The 16,467-nt window shown below is 42.0% G+C and carries 12 protein-coding genes; 11 read left to right on the top strand and 1 reads right to left on the bottom strand.

All coding sequences use genetic code 11. From position 1 onward, the window contains the following. Positions 1-111 precede the first annotated feature (111 nt). From speE to argS, 4 genes are all read left to right on the top strand, one after another. A complete protein-coding gene (speE, locus tag F7984_RS18225; RefSeq protein WP_140461901.1) occupies positions 112-939 on the top strand; it encodes a polyamine aminopropyltransferase in 828 nt (275 codons plus the stop codon). A 42-nt stretch (positions 940-981) separates the two neighbouring features. Continuing rightward, complete coding sequence (gene speB, locus F7984_RS18220; protein WP_140461900.1) at positions 982-1,863, top strand: agmatinase; 882 nt, start codon at positions 982-984, stop codon at positions 1,861-1,863. Between the two features lie 150 nt (positions 1,864-2,013). Next, complete coding sequence (locus tag F7984_RS18215) at positions 2,014-2,466, top strand: YwiB family protein (protein WP_066109390.1); 453 nt, start codon at positions 2,014-2,016, stop codon at positions 2,464-2,466. Next, positions 2,463-4,133, top strand: coding sequence for an arginine--tRNA ligase (gene argS, locus F7984_RS18210; RefSeq protein WP_140461899.1), 1,671 nt, complete (start codon positions 2,463-2,465; stop codon positions 4,131-4,133). Before F7984_RS18215 ends, argS begins: the two co-directional genes overlap by 4 nt. 80 nt (positions 4,134-4,213) lie before the next feature. Here argS and uvsE read toward each other — a convergent pair whose 3' ends face one another. After that, on the bottom strand, positions 4,214-5,173 hold the full coding sequence (gene uvsE, locus F7984_RS18205; protein ID WP_140461898.1) for a UV DNA damage repair endonuclease UvsE: 960 nt from the start codon (positions 5,171-5,173) through the stop codon (positions 4,214-4,216). 387 nt (positions 5,174-5,560) lie between these two features. Between uvsE and F7984_RS18200 the strand changes: the two genes are divergently transcribed. The 7 genes from F7984_RS18200 to icmF all read left to right on the top strand — a co-directional run bounded on the left by F7984_RS18200 (position 5,561) and on the right by icmF (position 16,288). Continuing rightward, positions 5,561-7,672: a (Fe-S)-binding protein gene (locus F7984_RS18200; protein WP_140461936.1), complete on the top strand. Its 2,112-nt coding sequence runs from the start codon at positions 5,561-5,563 to the stop codon at positions 7,670-7,672. A gap of 224 nt (positions 7,673-7,896) precedes the next feature. Further along, positions 7,897-9,090, top strand: a complete 1,194-nt coding sequence (locus tag F7984_RS18195; protein WP_140461897.1) for an acetyl-CoA C-acetyltransferase — start codon at positions 7,897-7,899, stop codon at positions 9,088-9,090. A gap of 19 nt (positions 9,091-9,109) precedes the next feature. Beyond that, positions 9,110-9,961, top strand: coding sequence for a 3-hydroxybutyryl-CoA dehydrogenase (locus F7984_RS18190; RefSeq protein WP_140461896.1), 852 nt, complete (start codon positions 9,110-9,112; stop codon positions 9,959-9,961). Between the two features lie 26 nt (positions 9,962-9,987). Next, entirely contained in the window at positions 9,988-11,124 is a 1,137-nt protein-coding gene (locus F7984_RS18185) for an acyl-CoA dehydrogenase (RefSeq protein ID WP_140461895.1), read from the top strand. Between the two features lie 20 nt (positions 11,125-11,144). Then, the gene (locus F7984_RS18180; protein WP_140461894.1) at positions 11,145-12,287 is read left to right on the top strand and encodes an acyl-CoA dehydrogenase; all 1,143 of its coding nucleotides are present in this window, start codon (positions 11,145-11,147) and stop codon (positions 12,285-12,287) included. Between the two features lie 90 nt (positions 12,288-12,377). Then, a complete protein-coding gene (locus F7984_RS18175; protein ID WP_139892075.1) occupies positions 12,378-13,010 on the top strand; it encodes a TetR/AcrR family transcriptional regulator in 633 nt (210 codons plus the stop codon). Between the two features lie 20 nt (positions 13,011-13,030). After that, entirely contained in the window at positions 13,031-16,288 is a 3,258-nt protein-coding gene (gene icmF / locus F7984_RS18170; protein WP_140461893.1) for a fused isobutyryl-CoA mutase/GTPase IcmF, read from the top strand. The last annotated feature ends 179 nt before the right edge of the window (positions 16,289-16,467 follow it).

The following is a 16,467-nucleotide window of genomic DNA, read 5'->3' as shown; positions in this document are numbered from 1 at the left end:
AATATCGGAAAATCTTTACTTTTTTATAAGAATGCACTATACTCTTCTAAGTTTAATAGATAGTGAATGATAATTGGGCCGCTGAAACTGAAACAAGAAAAGAGGTTCATCATGGGTATTTGGTTCACGGAGAAGCAAACAAATCATTTTGGAATCACCATGAAGATAAGTCGTACCTTGCATACGGAACAAACAGACTTTCAAAAACTGGATATTGTAGAGACAGTAGAGTGGGGTAAGATGCTGTTGCTGGATGATATGGTGATGACATCTGTGAAGGATGAATTTGTCTATCATGAGATGGTAGCCCACGTTCCCCTACATACGCACCCTTGTCCAGAGCATGTCCTCGTTGTAGGAGGCGGGGATGGTGGCGTAATCCGTGAAGTGCTTAAGCATGAGAATGTAAAAAAAGCTACTTTGGTAGAGATTGATGGCAGAGTCATTGAGTACTCAAAACAGTTTTTACCAGAAGTTGCAGGAAGCCTGACTGACCATCGGGTTGAAGTACTGGTTGATGACGGATTTATGCATATTGCCAAAAGCGAAAATAAATATGATGTAATTATCGTAGATTCTACAGAGCCGGTTGGACCGGCCGTAAATTTGTTTACGAAGGGCTTCTATGCAGGAATCTATCAGGCATTAAAGGAAGATGGCATCTTTGTTGCACAAACGGATAACCCTTGGTTTAAAGCGGATTTAATTCAATCGGTCTTTAAAGATGTAAAAGAGATTTTTCCGATTACCGGCCTATATACGGCTAATATCCCAACCTATCCGAGCGGTTTATGGACCTTTACAATTGGTTCAAAAAAACACCATCCTTTAGAGATTTGTGATGATAGATTCATTGAAATGGAAACAAAGTATTATACAAAGGAGCTTCATAAGGCTGCCTTTGTGCTGCCTAAATTTGTAGCTGATCTTTTAAAATAAACAGAAATGAACATATAGATGAGGATTAAAGGAGTGCAGATTATGAGATTTGATGAAGCCTATTCCGGTAATGTTTTTATAGGAAGTCATCCCAATTTTAAAGATTCAGAGGCGGTTCTCTACGGAATGCCAATGGATTGGACAGTTAGCTTTCGTCCTGGATCCAGGTTTGGCCCAGCGCGTATACGAGAAGTATCCCTTGGTTTGGAAGAATACAGCCCTTATATCGATCGACATTTAGAGGTTGTTAAATTTTTTGATGCGGGCGATATTCCGCTCCCTTTTGGAAATCCGCAAAGAAGCATTGATATGATAGAGGCGTACATTGAAACCCTTTTGGCAGAAGGGAAATTCCCGCTTGGTATGGGCGGCGAGCATCTCGTTACATGGCCGATTATAAAAGCAATTCATAAGAAGTATGAGGATTTGGCTATTATCCATTTTGATGCTCATGCAGATTTGAGAGAAGAATATGAAGGCGAGCCGCTTTCCCATTCAACTCCGATTCGGAAGATTTGTAATTTGATTGGTGCAGAGAATGTCTATTCTTTCGGCATTCGTTCAGGTATGAGGGAAGAGTTTCAATTTGCCAAGGATTCCGGAATGCATATGTATAAATTTGATGTGGCGGAGCCATTAAAAAAAGTACTGCCCACCCTTGCCGGCCGAAATGTGTATGTCACCATTGATATTGATGTACTTGACCCAGCACATGCACCGGGTACGGGAACTGCTGAAGCAGGCGGTATTACATCTAAAGAAATGCTTGAGGCTATAACTGCTATATCAAACTCTGGCGTAAATGTGGTGGGAGCAGATCTTGTAGAAGTTGCTCCTGCTTATGATTCCTCTGAACAAACACAAATTGCTGCAGCTAAATTTATTCGCGAAATTCTTTTAGGTTGGGTAAATAAACGCCTGTAATTGAATAAGACTAGCAATCCCCTGTCTATGATAGTAGAGCAAGGGGATTTTTTTTAGAAAAAAAGATTCGGACAAGTTGCCAGAGAGTTTTTCTTTACCTTATACTTGTATGATTGAGTAAAATAATCAATTCCAGGGGGAATTCATTAAATGACCGAGGAAAAAAGCAACGCACCCATAGAGGTCATGGTACGGCTAAAGACGCATATCCAATATGTTGACGATGAAGAGAACATCGAGCTAATTACATTTGGCACGTTGCATCACATGCCAAATGCCACATATATCCGCTATATTGAGCACGTTGAAAACAATGGGAAAATCAATACAACTGTTAAATATGACGGGGATGAAATGCTAATTATTAGAAGCGGCGCGGTTAAAATGAGACAGCTTTACAAAATTGGCACAGAAACCAGCGGCTCTTATGAAAGCATTCATGGTACACTGGATTTAACGACACGTACAAATAAGCTGGAGCATACCGTCCATCCGGAAACGAAGGAAGAGATTTTCCATGTTTCCTACAACCTATTTTTACAACAAGAGAATGTGGGCAACTACTCACTTACATTGACGGTCAAGGAGGAAAAGACAAGATGAACATCGTAACAGAGATTCAGGATCAGATTAAAGAAGAGATTAAGCAGGCAGTAATTAAGGCTGGATTAGCGGAAGAAGCAGTGATTCCAGGTGTAATTCTTGAATTGCCAAAGGATAAAACACATGGAGATTATTCTACTAATATGGCTATGCAGCTTGCCCGTATTGCTAAGAAGGCACCTCGGACAATAGCAGAGGAAATCATTAATCATTTTGATACTTCAAAGGCATCAATTGAAAAAATTGAAATTGCCGGACCGGGATTTATCAATTTTTATTTAAACAATGGATACTTAACAAATCTGATTCCCGCTATTTTGGAGTCAGGGGAAGCTTATGGTGAATCTAATGTAGGCGGAGGAGAAAAAATTCAGGTTGAGTTTGTTTCTGCGAATCCAACAGGAGATCTTCACTTGGGTCATGCCCGCGGTGCGGCAGTTGGGGATTCTTTATCCAATATCCTGGCTAAAGCTGGCTGGGATGTATCCCGTGAATACTATATTAATGATGCGGGTAACCAAATCAATAATCTGGCATATTCAGTTGAAGCTCGCTATTTACAGGCGCTTGGAATGGAGAAAGAAATGCCTGCAGATGGCTATCATGGAGAAGACATTATCAATATCGGTAAACGTATGGCTGAAGAATTTGGCGATAAATATGTAAATGCTGATGAAGAAGAGCGCTTTAAATTTTTCCGTGAGTACGGGTTGAAATATGAAATGGAAAAATTGAAAAAAGACCTTGAGAGCTTCCGTGTCCCATTTGATGTATGGTTCTCTGAAACATCTCTTTATGAAGATGGCAAAATTATGCCTGCATTGGAGCTGTTAAGAGAAAAAGGATATATCTATGAGATGGATGGAGCTACCTGGTTCAAATCTACTGATTTTGGCGATGATAAAGACCGTGTATTAATTAAGAATGATGGTTCATACACCTATCTCCTACCAGACATCGCATACCATAAAAATAAGCTGGAACGCGGATTTGAAAAATTAATCAACATTTGGGGAGCAGACCATCATGGGTATATTCCTCGTATGCAAGCTGCGATTCAGGCGATGGGTTACGGAAAAGATACGTTGGAGGTAGAAATCATCCAGCTTGTTCACCTGTTCAAAAATGGTGAGAAAATGAAAATGTCCAAGCGTACAGGAAAAGCTGTCACAATGAGAGACTTGATGGAGGAAGTTGGTTTAGATGCCGTGCGTTATTTCTTTGCGATGAGAAGTGCGGACACGCATATGGACTTTGACCTTGATCTGGCTGTATCCGAATCCAATGATAATCCAGTGTACTACGCTCAATATGCACATGCTCGTATTTGCAGTATCCTTCGTCAGGGAGCTGAAGTGGGTATTACATTGGAAGGCGACGCAGAGCTTAGCCGATTGGGTTCTGAAAAAGAAATTGACCTTCTGAAGAAACTTGGTGAATTCCCACAAGCGGTTGCAGAAGCGGCTCAAAAACGTATGCCGCACAGAATCACGAATTATATCTTTGATCTGGCTTCCACATTCCATAGCTTCTATAATGCTGATAAAGTATTAGATCAGGAAGAGCCTGAAAGAAGTAAAGCTAGACTTGCTCTTGTTCAGGCAACAAAAATTACATTGGCAAATGCATTAAAACTAATTGGTGTATCTGCTCCAGAAAAAATGTAATCTCATACTAATAAAATGCCCACACCATAAGAGAGGTGTGGGTTGTTTTTGTTAGTCTAGTGACAGACTGCTAACAAATATTATCTTATCCTGATGCTTCCGCCGCTGATTCGATTGATTCCTCTTAATGAGGCCAAATCCTCAATTAGCTTCATCATCGCGATATCCTTATTTTTCGCCTCGATTATGAAATCAATTTCAGAAATTCCTATTTGCTTCAGCATTTGGATAAATGGCATGATAAAGTCAACATCGACGTTGGATGCGTGTGCGCGAATTTCACGCTCCGAACGGGGAGAAGAAATATGGATTTTAGGCTTCCAGCCTCTTAATTCCCATGTCAGAAGAATACGGGGCAACAATTTTTCCAATGGAGTCATAGAAGGATTTGCCACGTGATGATGGTAATCAAATAAAAGCGGGATATCCTCATGCTCACAAACCTGCAGAGTCTCTTCAGTTGTATAAGTCTTATCATCATTTTCGAGTGTCATGAGCTGCTTAATGGATTCAGGGATTTTTTGGCTATTGGCATAAAACCGTTGAATAGCCGTTTGTTTATTTCCATATGATCCGCCGACATGGATATTAATGAGTGCTTGGTCTGGCATTCCCATAGCCTCCAGCATTTTATAATGGTAAACCATATCTTCAACCGCTTTATCTGTCACATCATGATTAGGAGAGGTAAAAAGTGTAAAGGCATTCGGGTGGAAGCTGACACGAAGCTTGTGTTTCCGTACCAGTTTGCCAATTTCAGCCCAATCTTTTTTGAAAGGTGTAATAAAATCCCACTTAACATCAGGGTGAGTTGCAAGCGGTACAATCGAGCTTGAGAAACGATAGATCGGTATTTCATGTGCAATATTATAATGGAGAATTCGTTTGGTGGTTTCGATATTTTGTTTAGTAATTGCGAGTAATCGTTCGATTTGCTCTTCTTGAGATAGTCCGCTCCATCGTGTATAGGTGATGGTTTTGGAGGGGGTTGAATTCCAAAGATTTAAAGCAGTGGATACATATCCAAATCGAATATCCATAAATAATGGCCTCTCCTTTCCATGTTTTTAAGTAGTAGCCGTTTATTAAGCTATGCGGCAGGGTATTGGTATTAAACTGTAAAATACTTCCTGGATATGGATTGAAACTGAATCAATGTATACCTCAAAGTAGTTCCTCTAACCAATATCTACTCATCTTAGTATGACTAAAAATATAAAAATAAATCTCAAATGATCTATTCGACAAACTAGATTATATTTACCATGTTTTAATAATTAATCTAAAATATGTAAGTTATTGATTGACTGAATGCTCATTCATTATATAAAATATAGTTATACTATATTGGGTTTAGTGTCGTTTTATGTTGTAGGTAACTTTTAAATCATGCTTTCGGTAGCAAAAGGGGGAAGACGGGGATGGAGATGAATGGTCTTCTATGGATCAACTTAGTTGCAGCTGTTCTTGTAACCGCTTACGCAGTTTGGCTGTTCACGTATCTGATCAGAACAAGGATTGCCTATATTAAACTTGGCAAGAAAACTGAGTTTGATAATGACGTAAAGAAGAGGCTGGAAAAGATTTGGGTATTTGTATTTGGGCAGAAAAAATTACTGAAGGATAAGAAAAGCGGAACGATGCATGTGCTCTTCTTTTACGGGTTTATCCTTGTCCAATTTGGAGCGATTGATCTAATTTGGAAAGGGATTAAACCGGGATCTCATTTGCCATTGGGACCTATATATCCGATTTTTACTTTTTTCCAGGAGATAGTTGTACTCCTGGTACTGGTGGCTGTTGTTTGGGCATTCTATCGCCGTTATATTGAGAAGCTTGTTCGGCTAAAGAGGGGATTTAAAGCCGGGCTTGTTCTGATCTTTATCGGAGGATTAATGCTAGCAACACTTGTAGCGAACGGGGCTGCTATTATATGGCATGGCGGTGAGCTTCATTGGTCAGAGCCTGTCGCTTCTACGATTGCGATGGCGCTTGGCTGGATGAATGATACAGCTGCCATAGCTGTATTCTATGTGGCCTGGTGGATACACTTACTTTTCATTTTGACGTTCTTGGTATATATCCCGCAATCTAAACACGCACATTTAATTGCCGGACCAGCCAATGTATATTTGCACAGATTAACTCCGCCAAAATTAAAGAAAATTGATTTTGAGGATGAAACACAGGAGACATATGGAGCAGGAAAGATTCAGGACTTTACAGATCTGCAGCTCATCGATTTATATGCATGCGTAGAGTGTGGCCGTTGCACCAATATGTGTCCGGCAACCGGGACAGGAAAAATGCTGTCACCAATGGATGTTCTAATTAAAATGCGTGACCATTTAACGTTTACGGGAGCTGCAGTTACAAGGAAAGAGCCATGGGTGCCGGGATTTGTATTCAGCAATACGAAAGGCAATCAAATCGCGGTGGCTGCACAGGGTGCGGGTGCTGCGGAGTCTGCGGCAGCAGCTGAATTGTACAATCCAGCTTTGGTGGGTGAGGTTATTACAGAGGAAGAGCTTTGGGCATGTACTACATGCCGCAACTGTGAGGATCAGTGTCCGGTTATGAATGAGCATGTTGGAACCATTATTGATATGCGTCGCTTTCTTGTATTAACGGAAGGTAAAGTACCTGCTGATGCTCAGCGTGCGATGCAAAATATCGAACGTCAGGGAAACCCTTGGGGATTAAACCGTAAAGAGCGTGAAGATTGGCGTGAAGCTCGTGAGGATGTAGTTGTACCGACTGTGAAGGAAATGAAGAAGTCTGGTGAAGAGTTTGAATACTTATTCTGGGTCGGCTCAATGGGATCCTATGACAACCGTTCACAAAAAATTGCTTTATCATTTGCGAAACTTTTAAATGAAGCCGGCGTTAAATTTGCGATTCTCGGTAATAAGGAGAAAAACTCCGGAGATACACCGCGACGTCTTGGGAACGAATTCCTGTTCCAGGAGCTGGCTACAAAGAATATTGAAGAGTTCGAAAAAAATGAGGTCAAAAAGATTGTTACAATCGATCCGCATGCTTTCAATATCTTCAAAAATGAATATCCGGACTTCGGCTTACAGGCAGAGGTTTATCACCATACACAGGTGCTGGCTGATCTAGTGAAGGAAGGCAGATTAAAACCAACTTATGCCGTTAATGAAAAAATTACGTTCCATGATTCTTGTTACTTGGGAAGGTACAACGATGTCTATGATGCACCGAGGGATATTTTAAAAGCAATTCCGGGAGCTTCATTTGTAGAAATAGAAAGAAATCGCGAAAATGGAATGTGCTGTGGAGCGGGTGGGGGCTTGATGTGGATGGAAGAGGAAACAGGCCACCGTATCAATGTTGCCCGTACGGAACAAGCTCTTGAGGTCAATCCGACAGTTATCAGCTCAGGCTGTCCATATTGCTTAACTATGTTAAGTGACGGCACAAAGGCGAAGGAAGTTGAAGAAGAAGTTAAAACATACGATGTGGCAGAACTGCTTGAAAAAGCGGTATTTGGGGAACATAGGGAGCTTGCATCTTAATTTTCACCGATATATGAAGGGGTTCATATAGTAATAGATGAGACAGAAACGGAAATTTACACAACTATTTGTTTTCGAAATATTGTGTAAATATTTCCGTTTCTTTCTTATTTACAGTAAAATACAAATATACCAAATTAAAGCGCTTACATATTTTCTGCCAACGACGAGCGAGCGTTCAGTCAATTAACCAAAGTATGAAATTTAAAAGCGGAGGGATAACGATGGGGAAAACCGTAATTATTGATGGAGCTAGGACGCCTTTTGGAAAATTTGGAGGAGCATTAAGCAGTTTAACAGCTTCGGAGTTAGGCGGAATAGCAATCAAAGAGGCTATAGAACGTGCAGGTGTAAATGCGGCAGATGTGAATGAAGTCATTATGGGATGTGTATTACAGGGTGGCCAAGGGCAAATCGTTTCTCGTCAGGCCTCAAGACATGCAGGGCTTCCATGGTCAGTAAAGACAGAGACGATTAATAAAGTATGTGCATCGGGTTTACGAAGCGTCACGCTCGGAGACCAGATCATTCGGCTTGGTGAAGAAGAAGTTATCGTGGCCGGCGGGATGGAATCAATGAGCAATGCTCCATATATTCTTCCGAAAGCAAGGTGGGGAGCTCGTATGGGAGATACGCCGCTGGTCGATATGATGGTCCATGATGGTTTGACATGCAGCTTTACCGGTGTACATATGGGGTCTTACGGTAACAGCACATCTGAGGACCTGGAATTATCAAGAAGTGATCAGGATAACTGGGCTTATCAGAGCCATCAAAAGGCAATTCGAGCAATTGAATCCGGCCTTCTGCAGGAAGAAATCGTTCCAGTATCGGTCAAACAGCGTAAAGGTGAGCCGGTTGTTGTGGAAATCGATGAAGCGCCGCGAAAAGATACGACAGTGGAGAAGCTGAGTTCCTTGAAACCGGCATTTGACCGGGATGGAACAATAACGGCTGGAAACGCACCGGGGATTAATGATGGAGCTGGAGCACTTGTTTTAATGAGTGAGGATAAAGCAATTGATGAAGGATACAAGATTGGTGCAGGAATTATCGGCCATGCCGAAATTGCTGTGGAAGCAAAGGATTTCCCAAAAACTCCCGGCTTAGTCATTAATGAGCTGCTTAAGAAAACAGAAAAATCACTGGATGATATTGATTTATTTGAAGTGAATGAGGCATTTGCAGCGGTTGCCCTTGCGAGTGGCAAGCTTGCCAATCTTGATGCTGAAAAAGTGAATGTAAATGGTGGAGCGGTTGCCCTTGGCCATCCAATCGGAGCTAGTGGGGCGCGAATCATTCTCACCCTCATGTATGAACTGAAGAGACGTGGCGGCGGCATAGGGATCGCGTCTATCTGCAGCGGCGGCGGACAGGGAGATGCCATTATGATCGAAGTGCCAAAGGCAAAAGAATAAAAAAACGGGGTGAAGTGGGATGGAGATTAAAAAAATAATGGTCATCGGTGCAGGGCAAATGGGGTCTGGAATTGCACAGGTTTGTGCGGTATCAGGGTTCGAGGTGTTTCTGCACGATTTAACTGAAGAGTTTGTAAAAAAGGGTCTGGTTACCATCGAAAATAATTTGTTAAGGCAAGTGGAGAAGGGGCGTTTAAGTGAACAGGAAAAAGTAGAGATCCTGGAAAGATTAACACCCTCAACTGAAATGAAAAATGCAGGTCATGTCGACCTCATAATTGAAGCAGCTACAGAAAATATGAATATCAAAAAGAAAATATTTAAAGAGCTTGATGAGGTTGCGTCGGTTCACACAATTCTCGCTACGAATACCTCTTCCTTACCAATTACGGAAATTGCAGCAGCAACAAAACGTCCGGAGCAGGTAATCGGTATGCATTTTATGAATCCTGTGCCTGTCATGAAGCTTGTGGAGATCATTCGCGGTCTCGCAACTTCTGAAGAAGTATATAAAAAAATTGAAGAGACCGCTAAAGAGCTCGGAAAGATTCCGGTAGAAGTAAATGATTTTCCTGGCTTTGTTTCAAACCGCATACTCATGCCGATGATCAACGAAGCCATATTCACCCTATATGAAGGGGTTGCTTCCAAGGAAGCCATTGATGAAGTGATGAAGCTGGGGATGAATCATCCAATGGGTCCGCTGCAGCTCGCTGATTTTATTGGGCTTGATACATGTTTGTACATTATGGAAACCTTGCATGAAGGTCTTGGAGATGACAAATATCGGCCATGTCCGCTGCTACGTAAATATGTAAGTGCCGGTTGGCTCGGCAAGAAATCCGGCAGAGGATTTTACCAATACAACTAAGTTTGTCAAAAAGGAGGCTGGCTGCAATGGAATTCACGTTTACGGATGAGCAGCAAATGATGAGAAAAATGGTTCGTGAATTTGCCGTCAAGGAAATCGAGCCATTTGTACCAAAGATGGAAGCTGGATTGTTTCCGAGGGAGATTGTATCCAAAATGGCGGAGCTTGGACTGATGGGGATTCCGATACCGGAGTCATATGGCGGGGCCGGAATGGATTATATCTCCTACATTACAGCGATACATGAAATATCGAAAATAAGTCCGACAGTCGGCGTGATTTTATCCGTCCATACATCTGTTGGAACCTACCCGATTTTGAATTTTGGTAATGAAGAACAAAAAAAGGCGTATATACCGAAGCTTGCAAGTGGCGAATATCTGGGTGCTTTCTGTCTAACTGAACCAAGTGCCGGATCAGATGCAGGCTCCCTGAAATCAAGAGCTGTAAGAAAAAATGGGGAGTATATCGTCAATGGTTCAAAAATATTTATCACGAATGGCGGTGAGGCAGATGTCTATATTGTTTTTGCCTCTACGGATCCTTCTAAGAGAAATAAGGGAATCAGCGCTTTTATTGTAGACAAAGACACGCCCGGACTTATCATCGGCAAGGATGAAAATAAAATGGGCTTGCATGGATCAAGAACAGTTCAGCTCATCTTTGAGGATATGAGAGTACCGGCCGAGAATCTGCTAGGGGAAGAAGGACAGGGAATGTCCATCGCGCTGAATAACCTGAATACAGGGCGGATTGGGATTGCAGCACAGGCACTTGGAATAGCGGAAGGGGCTTTTCAGCATGCTGTCCAATATGCAAAGAATCGCAGCCAATTTGGGAAACCAATCTCTGCTCAGCAGGGAATAGGCTTTAAGCTCGCCGATATGGGGACAATGGTTGAGGCTTCAAAATTACTGGTTTATCAGGCAGCTGCTTTAAAAAGTTCGAATCAGCCTTGTACAAAGGAGGCATCCATGGCAAAGCTGTTTGCCTCGCGTACGGCAGTTGAAGTGGCGACCGAAGCAATCCAGGTTTTTGGAGGCTATGGCTATACCGAGGAATACCCAGTAGAACGTTATTTCAGGGATGCAAAGGTGACAGAAATATACGAAGGTACAAGCGAAATCCAACGAATAGTAATCAGTAAGCATTTGATGGGCTAATAGAACAGGGGGAAATAGGAATGAATTTTAAATTATCAGAGGAACATGAAATGATTCGCAAAATGGTTAGGGACTTTGCCCGGAATGAAGTCGCACCGACTGCGGCCGAACGGGATGAGGAAGAGCGTTTTGACAGGGAAATCTTTAACAAAATGGCGGAGCTCGGGCTTACAGGTATTCCTTGGCCAGAGGAGTATGGTGGAATCGGCAGTGATTATGTAGCCTATTGCATTGCCATTGAAGAACTTTCGCGTGTCTGTGCTTCAACAGGTGTTACGCTATCTGCTCATACATCATTGGCTGGCTGGCCAATTTATAAATTTGGCAATGAAGAACAAAAGCAAAAATATTTAAGACCTATGGCGCAGGGAGAGAAAATTGGAGCGTATGGGCTGACGGAGCCGGGATCGGGCTCGGATTCGGGAGCTATGAAAACAACTGCCCGTCTGGAAGAAGATCATTATGTTTTAAATGGCTCTAAAATATTCATTACAAATGGGGGCGTGGCGGATACATATGTGGTCTTTGCATTGACAGATCCGTCCTCTAAACATAAAGGTACAAGCGCATTCATTGTGGAGAAAGATTTCCCTGGCTTTAGTGTTGGAAAAAAGGAAAAGAAACTCGGGATTCGTTCATCTCCAACAACAGAGATTATTTTTGAAGAGTGTAAAGTACCGAAGGAGAATCTATTAGGTACAGAGGGAGAAGGATTTAAAATCGCCATGATGACCCTTGATGGAGGAAGAAATGGCATTGCTGCGCAGGCTGTTGGAATCGCTCAGGGAGCGCTCGACGCTGCAGTGGATTATGCGAAGGAGCGAGTTCAGTTCGGCAAACCAATTTCTGCCCAGCAGGGAGTTGGCTTTAAGCTTGCAGATATGGCAACCAGTATAGAGGCTTCAAGACTTTTAACCTATCAGGCGGCTTGGCTGGAATCCGAGGGACTTCCGTATGGAAAAGAGTCGGCTATGTCCAAATTATTTGCCGGCGATACAGCAATGAAGGTCACAACAGAAGCGGTACAGGTATTTGGCGGGTATGGATATACAAAGGATTATCCGGTTGAACGCTATATGCGTGATGCGAAAATAACACAAATTTATGAAGGAACACAGGAAATCCAAAGACTTGTTATCTCAAGAATGCTCACCAAAAACTAATTTCAAATTTTTATAGGGTTCTTCCCGGCTATCTTTATCCGGGGAGAATTGATTTTTAAAAGAAATACTTGTAGGTAGGTGGGTGAAAGGGTGAAGAGAATCGTAGTCCATGCCTCAGTAAAGGATGAGAGGCTAGTGAAAAAACGCCGGGACGAGATGATCAAAGGGGCGGTCTCTTTATTCATAGAGAAGGGCTACCACCGAACAACAACAAGGGAAATAGCGAAGGCAGCAGGATTCAGTATTGGAACGCTCTATGAATATATCAGATCCAAGGATGATATTTTATATCTCGTTTGTGACAATATTTACGATGAGGTGAAGGACCGGCTTCAAAAGGCGCTTGAAGAAAGCGAGGGGACATTTGCCGGACTGCGCTTAGGTATCGCCTATTATTTTAAAATTTGTGATGAAATGCAGGATGAAGTATTGGTGATGTACCAGGAAGCAAAATCGTTGAGTAGGGCAGCACTGCCATATGTATTAAATAAAGAAAATGAAATGACGAAAATGTTTGAGGAACTTATTCAGACATGTGTACAGCATGAGGAAATTGATTTAAGCCCGATACAAATTCACCTGCTTGCACATAACATTATTGTTCATGGACAAATGTGGGCATTCAGGAGATGGGGACTTAGAAAAAGCTTTACAATCGATCAATATATTGAAATGCAATCGCATCTTCTTTTAAGCGGTTTAGCCAATGGGGAAAACAGATAAGCAAAGGGGAATGAAAAAAGATGAATAAAGGATATAAACCGAAACACCCTATCCGTTTTGTGACGGCTTCGAGTTTATTTGATGGGCACGATGTCAGTGTCAATATTATGAGAAGAATTCTTCAGGCAAAAGGAGCGGAGGTGATTCACCTTGGTCATAATCGTTCTGTTGAGGAAATTGTTAATGCAGCTATTCAGGAGGATGTTCAGGGGATTGCTGTTTCTTCCTATCAGGGTGGTCACGTAGAATTTTTTAAGTATATGTACGATTTGCTCAAGGAAAGAGGAGCCGGCCATATTCGTATTTATGGGGGCGGCGGAGGAGTCATCATACCAAGGGAGATTAAAGAGCTGCATGAATATGGGATTGCAAAGATTTTTTCACCGGATGATGGAAGAGATATGGGCCTTGAGGGCATGATGGAATTGCTAATACGTGAATGTGATTATCCACTGCCCCCGCTTGAAGAGTTGAATGAGGGGAATCTATCCGTATCGGCCCCATTAACTGTAGCACGCGCGATTACGATGGTGGAAAATCGCTTGCTGGCTGGGCAGGAAGCCGTTGCTTTGTCAGATGAACTGCAAAAAATAGATGATAAACAGGTTAATCATATTCCGGTAATTGGGATAACCGGTACTGGGGGAGCGGGAAAGAGCTCGCTTACAGATGAATTAATAAGGCGATTCATTAATGAAATCCCTGAACAAAACATAGCAATTCTTTCGATTGACCCAACGAAGCAAAAAACAGGCGGAGCGTTGCTTGGAGACAGAATACGAATGAATGCCATTTTTCATCCGCGTGTGTATATGAGGAGCTTGGCGACGCGGAACTCACACTCTGAGCTTTCCAATTCGATAAAAGATGCAATAGCTGTCGTAAAAGCAGCCGGATTTGATGCTGTAATTATTGAAACAAGCGGAATTGGCCAGGGAGATGCGGCAATAACGGAAGTATGTGATATATCCATGTATGTCATGACAAGTGAGTTTGGAGCCCCTTCACAGCTTGAGAAAATAGATATGATTGATTTTGCTGATTTAATTGTTATTAATAAATTTGAAAGAAAAGGATCAGAGGATGCATTGCGCCAGGTTCAAAAACAATACCAGCGCAGCCGCAATCTATTTGATAAGGATCTGGCTGAAATGCCGGTGTACGGAACGATTGCGAGCCAGTTTAATGATGTGGGTACAAACGCACTTTTTGCTGCGTTGCTTGAAGTCATTGAGAAGAAAACAGGTCAGGAATACAAAAGCCGTTTTAATACATCTGTGCGTTCAGAAAAGCAAAATGTCATCATCCCTCCCGACCGTCAATATTACTTACGGGAAATCGCTGAAACAGTAAAGCAATATCATACCGCCTCACTTGAGCAACAACAGATTGCCAGGCGATTATTTCAAATAGAAGGTACCATACAGGCGTTAGAGGAAGAGGGATATTCAGCGGATGGAACAGAGCCGCTGAGCGAGCTTCAAAAGGGATACAGGCAAAATCTAACCAATGAGTCAAAAGCCATTCTTGATGGCTGGAATAATCAGAAGGAATTATATTCAAAAACAGAACTGATTACGAAAGTACGAAATAAGGAAATTAAGACAGAATTGAGGACTAGTACATTAAGTGGTCTGACCATACCGAAAGTAGCTTTACCTAAGTTTCAGGATTATGGAGAAATCCTGCGCTGGGTACAGAAAGAGAATGTTCCCGGGAAATTTCCGTTCACTGCAGGTGTGTTTCCGTTTAAAAGACAGGAAGAGGATCCGAAGCGGCAATTTGCCGGAGAAGGATCACCGGAGAGAACGAACCGCCGTTTTCATTATTTATCAAAGGATGATACGGCCAAACGGCTGAGCACGGCTTTTGATTCGGTCACACTATATGGCGAGGATCCGCATATACGCCCAGATATTTATGGGAAGGTTGGGGAAAGCGGTGTAAGTGTCTGTGCCCTTGAGGATATGAAAAAACTCTATGATGGGTTTGATTTATGTTCACCAAGTACTTCCGTTTCTATGACAATCAATGGCCCTGCTCCCATCATTCTTGCTATGTTTATGAATACCGCCATTGATCAACAAATAGAGAAAAAGCAAGCAGAGCTTAAAAGAACTCTTACTTCTGAGGAAAAGGAAACTGTAAAAAAAGAGACCCTGGAGATTGTCAGAGGAACCGTTCAGGCAGATATTTTAAAGGAAGATCAGGGACAGAATACATGTATCTTTTCTACTGAGTTCGCATTAAAACTGATGGGCGATATCCAGGAGTACTTCGTAAAAAATCGGGTGAGAAATTATTATTCTGTCTCCATATCCGGTTATCACATCGCTGAGGCAGGAGCAAATCCCATTTCACAATTAGCATTTACACTGTCGAATGGCTTTACGTATGTAGAATATTATTTAAGCCGAGGTATGGACATTGATTCGTTTGCACCGAATCTCTCGTTCTTTTTCTCAAATGGACTGGACCCAGAATATACTGTTCTCGGACGTGTGGCAAGGCGAATATGGGCAATTGTTATGAGAGATAAATACGGTGCGAATGAACGAAGCCAAAAGCTGAAATATCATATCCAAACCTCGGGACGTTCCCTGCATGCTCAGGAAATTGATTTTAATGATATCCGTACGACTCTGCAGGCTTTGCTTGCTTTGCAGGATAATTGTAACTCCCTGCATACCAATGCCTATGACGAAGCAATCACTACACCAACGGAGGAATCCGTACGAAGGGCCATGGCCATTCAGATGATTGTTACGAAAGAATTTGGCTGGATGAAGAATGAAAATTCTCTTCAGGGTTCCTTCATTGTTGAGGAATTAACGGATTTAGTAGAAGAAGCGGTTCTCCGCGAATTTGAACGAATCAACGACAGAGGTGGAGTCCTTGGAGCAATGGAAATGCAGTATCAACGTGGCAAAATTCAGGATGAATCTCTTGTTTATGAAATGAAAAAGCATTCGGGTGAGCTTCCGATTATTGGTGTGAACACCTATTTAAATCCTAATCCGCCGAGTGAAGATGAAGTAAACAATATGGAATTGGCCCGTGCCACAAAGGATGAAAAGGATTTACAAATTGCTAATCTAGATAAATTTAAGGAGATTCATGGAATGGCTGCAGAAAATGCTCTAACTCAACTCAAAGAGGCTGCCATTAATGGAGAGAACATATTTGAACAGCTGATGGAAACTGTTAAAACAGCCAGTCTTGGCCAAATCACCCATGCATTATATGAAGTTGGAGGGCAATATCGCAGAAATATGTAAGTTTCTGTGCTACCAGAGTACAGACTAATTAATGTCTGTACTCTGATTTTTTAGGATGACATTCAAAGGATTGATCATTTGCTCAATATTTGTGTATGGGATTGAACATTAATAGCTGGTTGTATGGTAGGATAAAAAAGTAGAAGCTTTTTATTATAAGATACATAAAAGCAGGTTAT

This window comes from Pradoshia sp. D12 (assembly GCF_008935075.1).
GTDB lineage: Bacteria > Bacillota > Bacilli > Bacillales > Pradoshiaceae > Pradoshia.
This window is presented reverse-complemented; position numbering and strand designations above follow the sequence as displayed.

Bases quoted from the DNA above. Each gene is read 5' to 3' on its own strand.
- speE (WP_140461901.1), top strand. From the start codon at position 112: ATGGGTATTTGGTTCACGGAGAAGCAAACAAATCATTTTGGAATCACC.
- speB (WP_140461900.1), top strand. From the start codon at position 982: ATGAGATTTGATGAAGCCTATTCCGGTAATGTTTTTATAGGAAGTCAT.
- F7984_RS18215 (WP_066109390.1), top strand. From the start codon at position 2,014: ATGACCGAGGAAAAAAGCAACGCACCCATAGAGGTCATGGTACGGCTA.
- argS (WP_140461899.1), top strand. From the start codon at position 2,463: ATGAACATCGTAACAGAGATTCAGGATCAGATTAAAGAAGAGATTAAG.
- uvsE (WP_140461898.1), bottom strand. From the start codon at position 5,173: ATGGATATTCGATTTGGATATGTATCCACTGCTTTAAATCTTTGGAAT.
- F7984_RS18200 (WP_140461936.1), top strand. From the start codon at position 5,561: ATGAATGGTCTTCTATGGATCAACTTAGTTGCAGCTGTTCTTGTAACC.
- F7984_RS18195 (WP_140461897.1), top strand. From the start codon at position 7,897: ATGGGGAAAACCGTAATTATTGATGGAGCTAGGACGCCTTTTGGAAAA.
- F7984_RS18190 (WP_140461896.1), top strand. From the start codon at position 9,110: ATGGAGATTAAAAAAATAATGGTCATCGGTGCAGGGCAAATGGGGTCT.
- F7984_RS18185 (WP_140461895.1), top strand. From the start codon at position 9,988: ATGGAATTCACGTTTACGGATGAGCAGCAAATGATGAGAAAAATGGTT.
- F7984_RS18180 (WP_140461894.1), top strand. From the start codon at position 11,145: ATGAATTTTAAATTATCAGAGGAACATGAAATGATTCGCAAAATGGTT.
- icmF (WP_140461893.1), top strand. From the start codon at position 13,031: ATGAATAAAGGATATAAACCGAAACACCCTATCCGTTTTGTGACGGCT.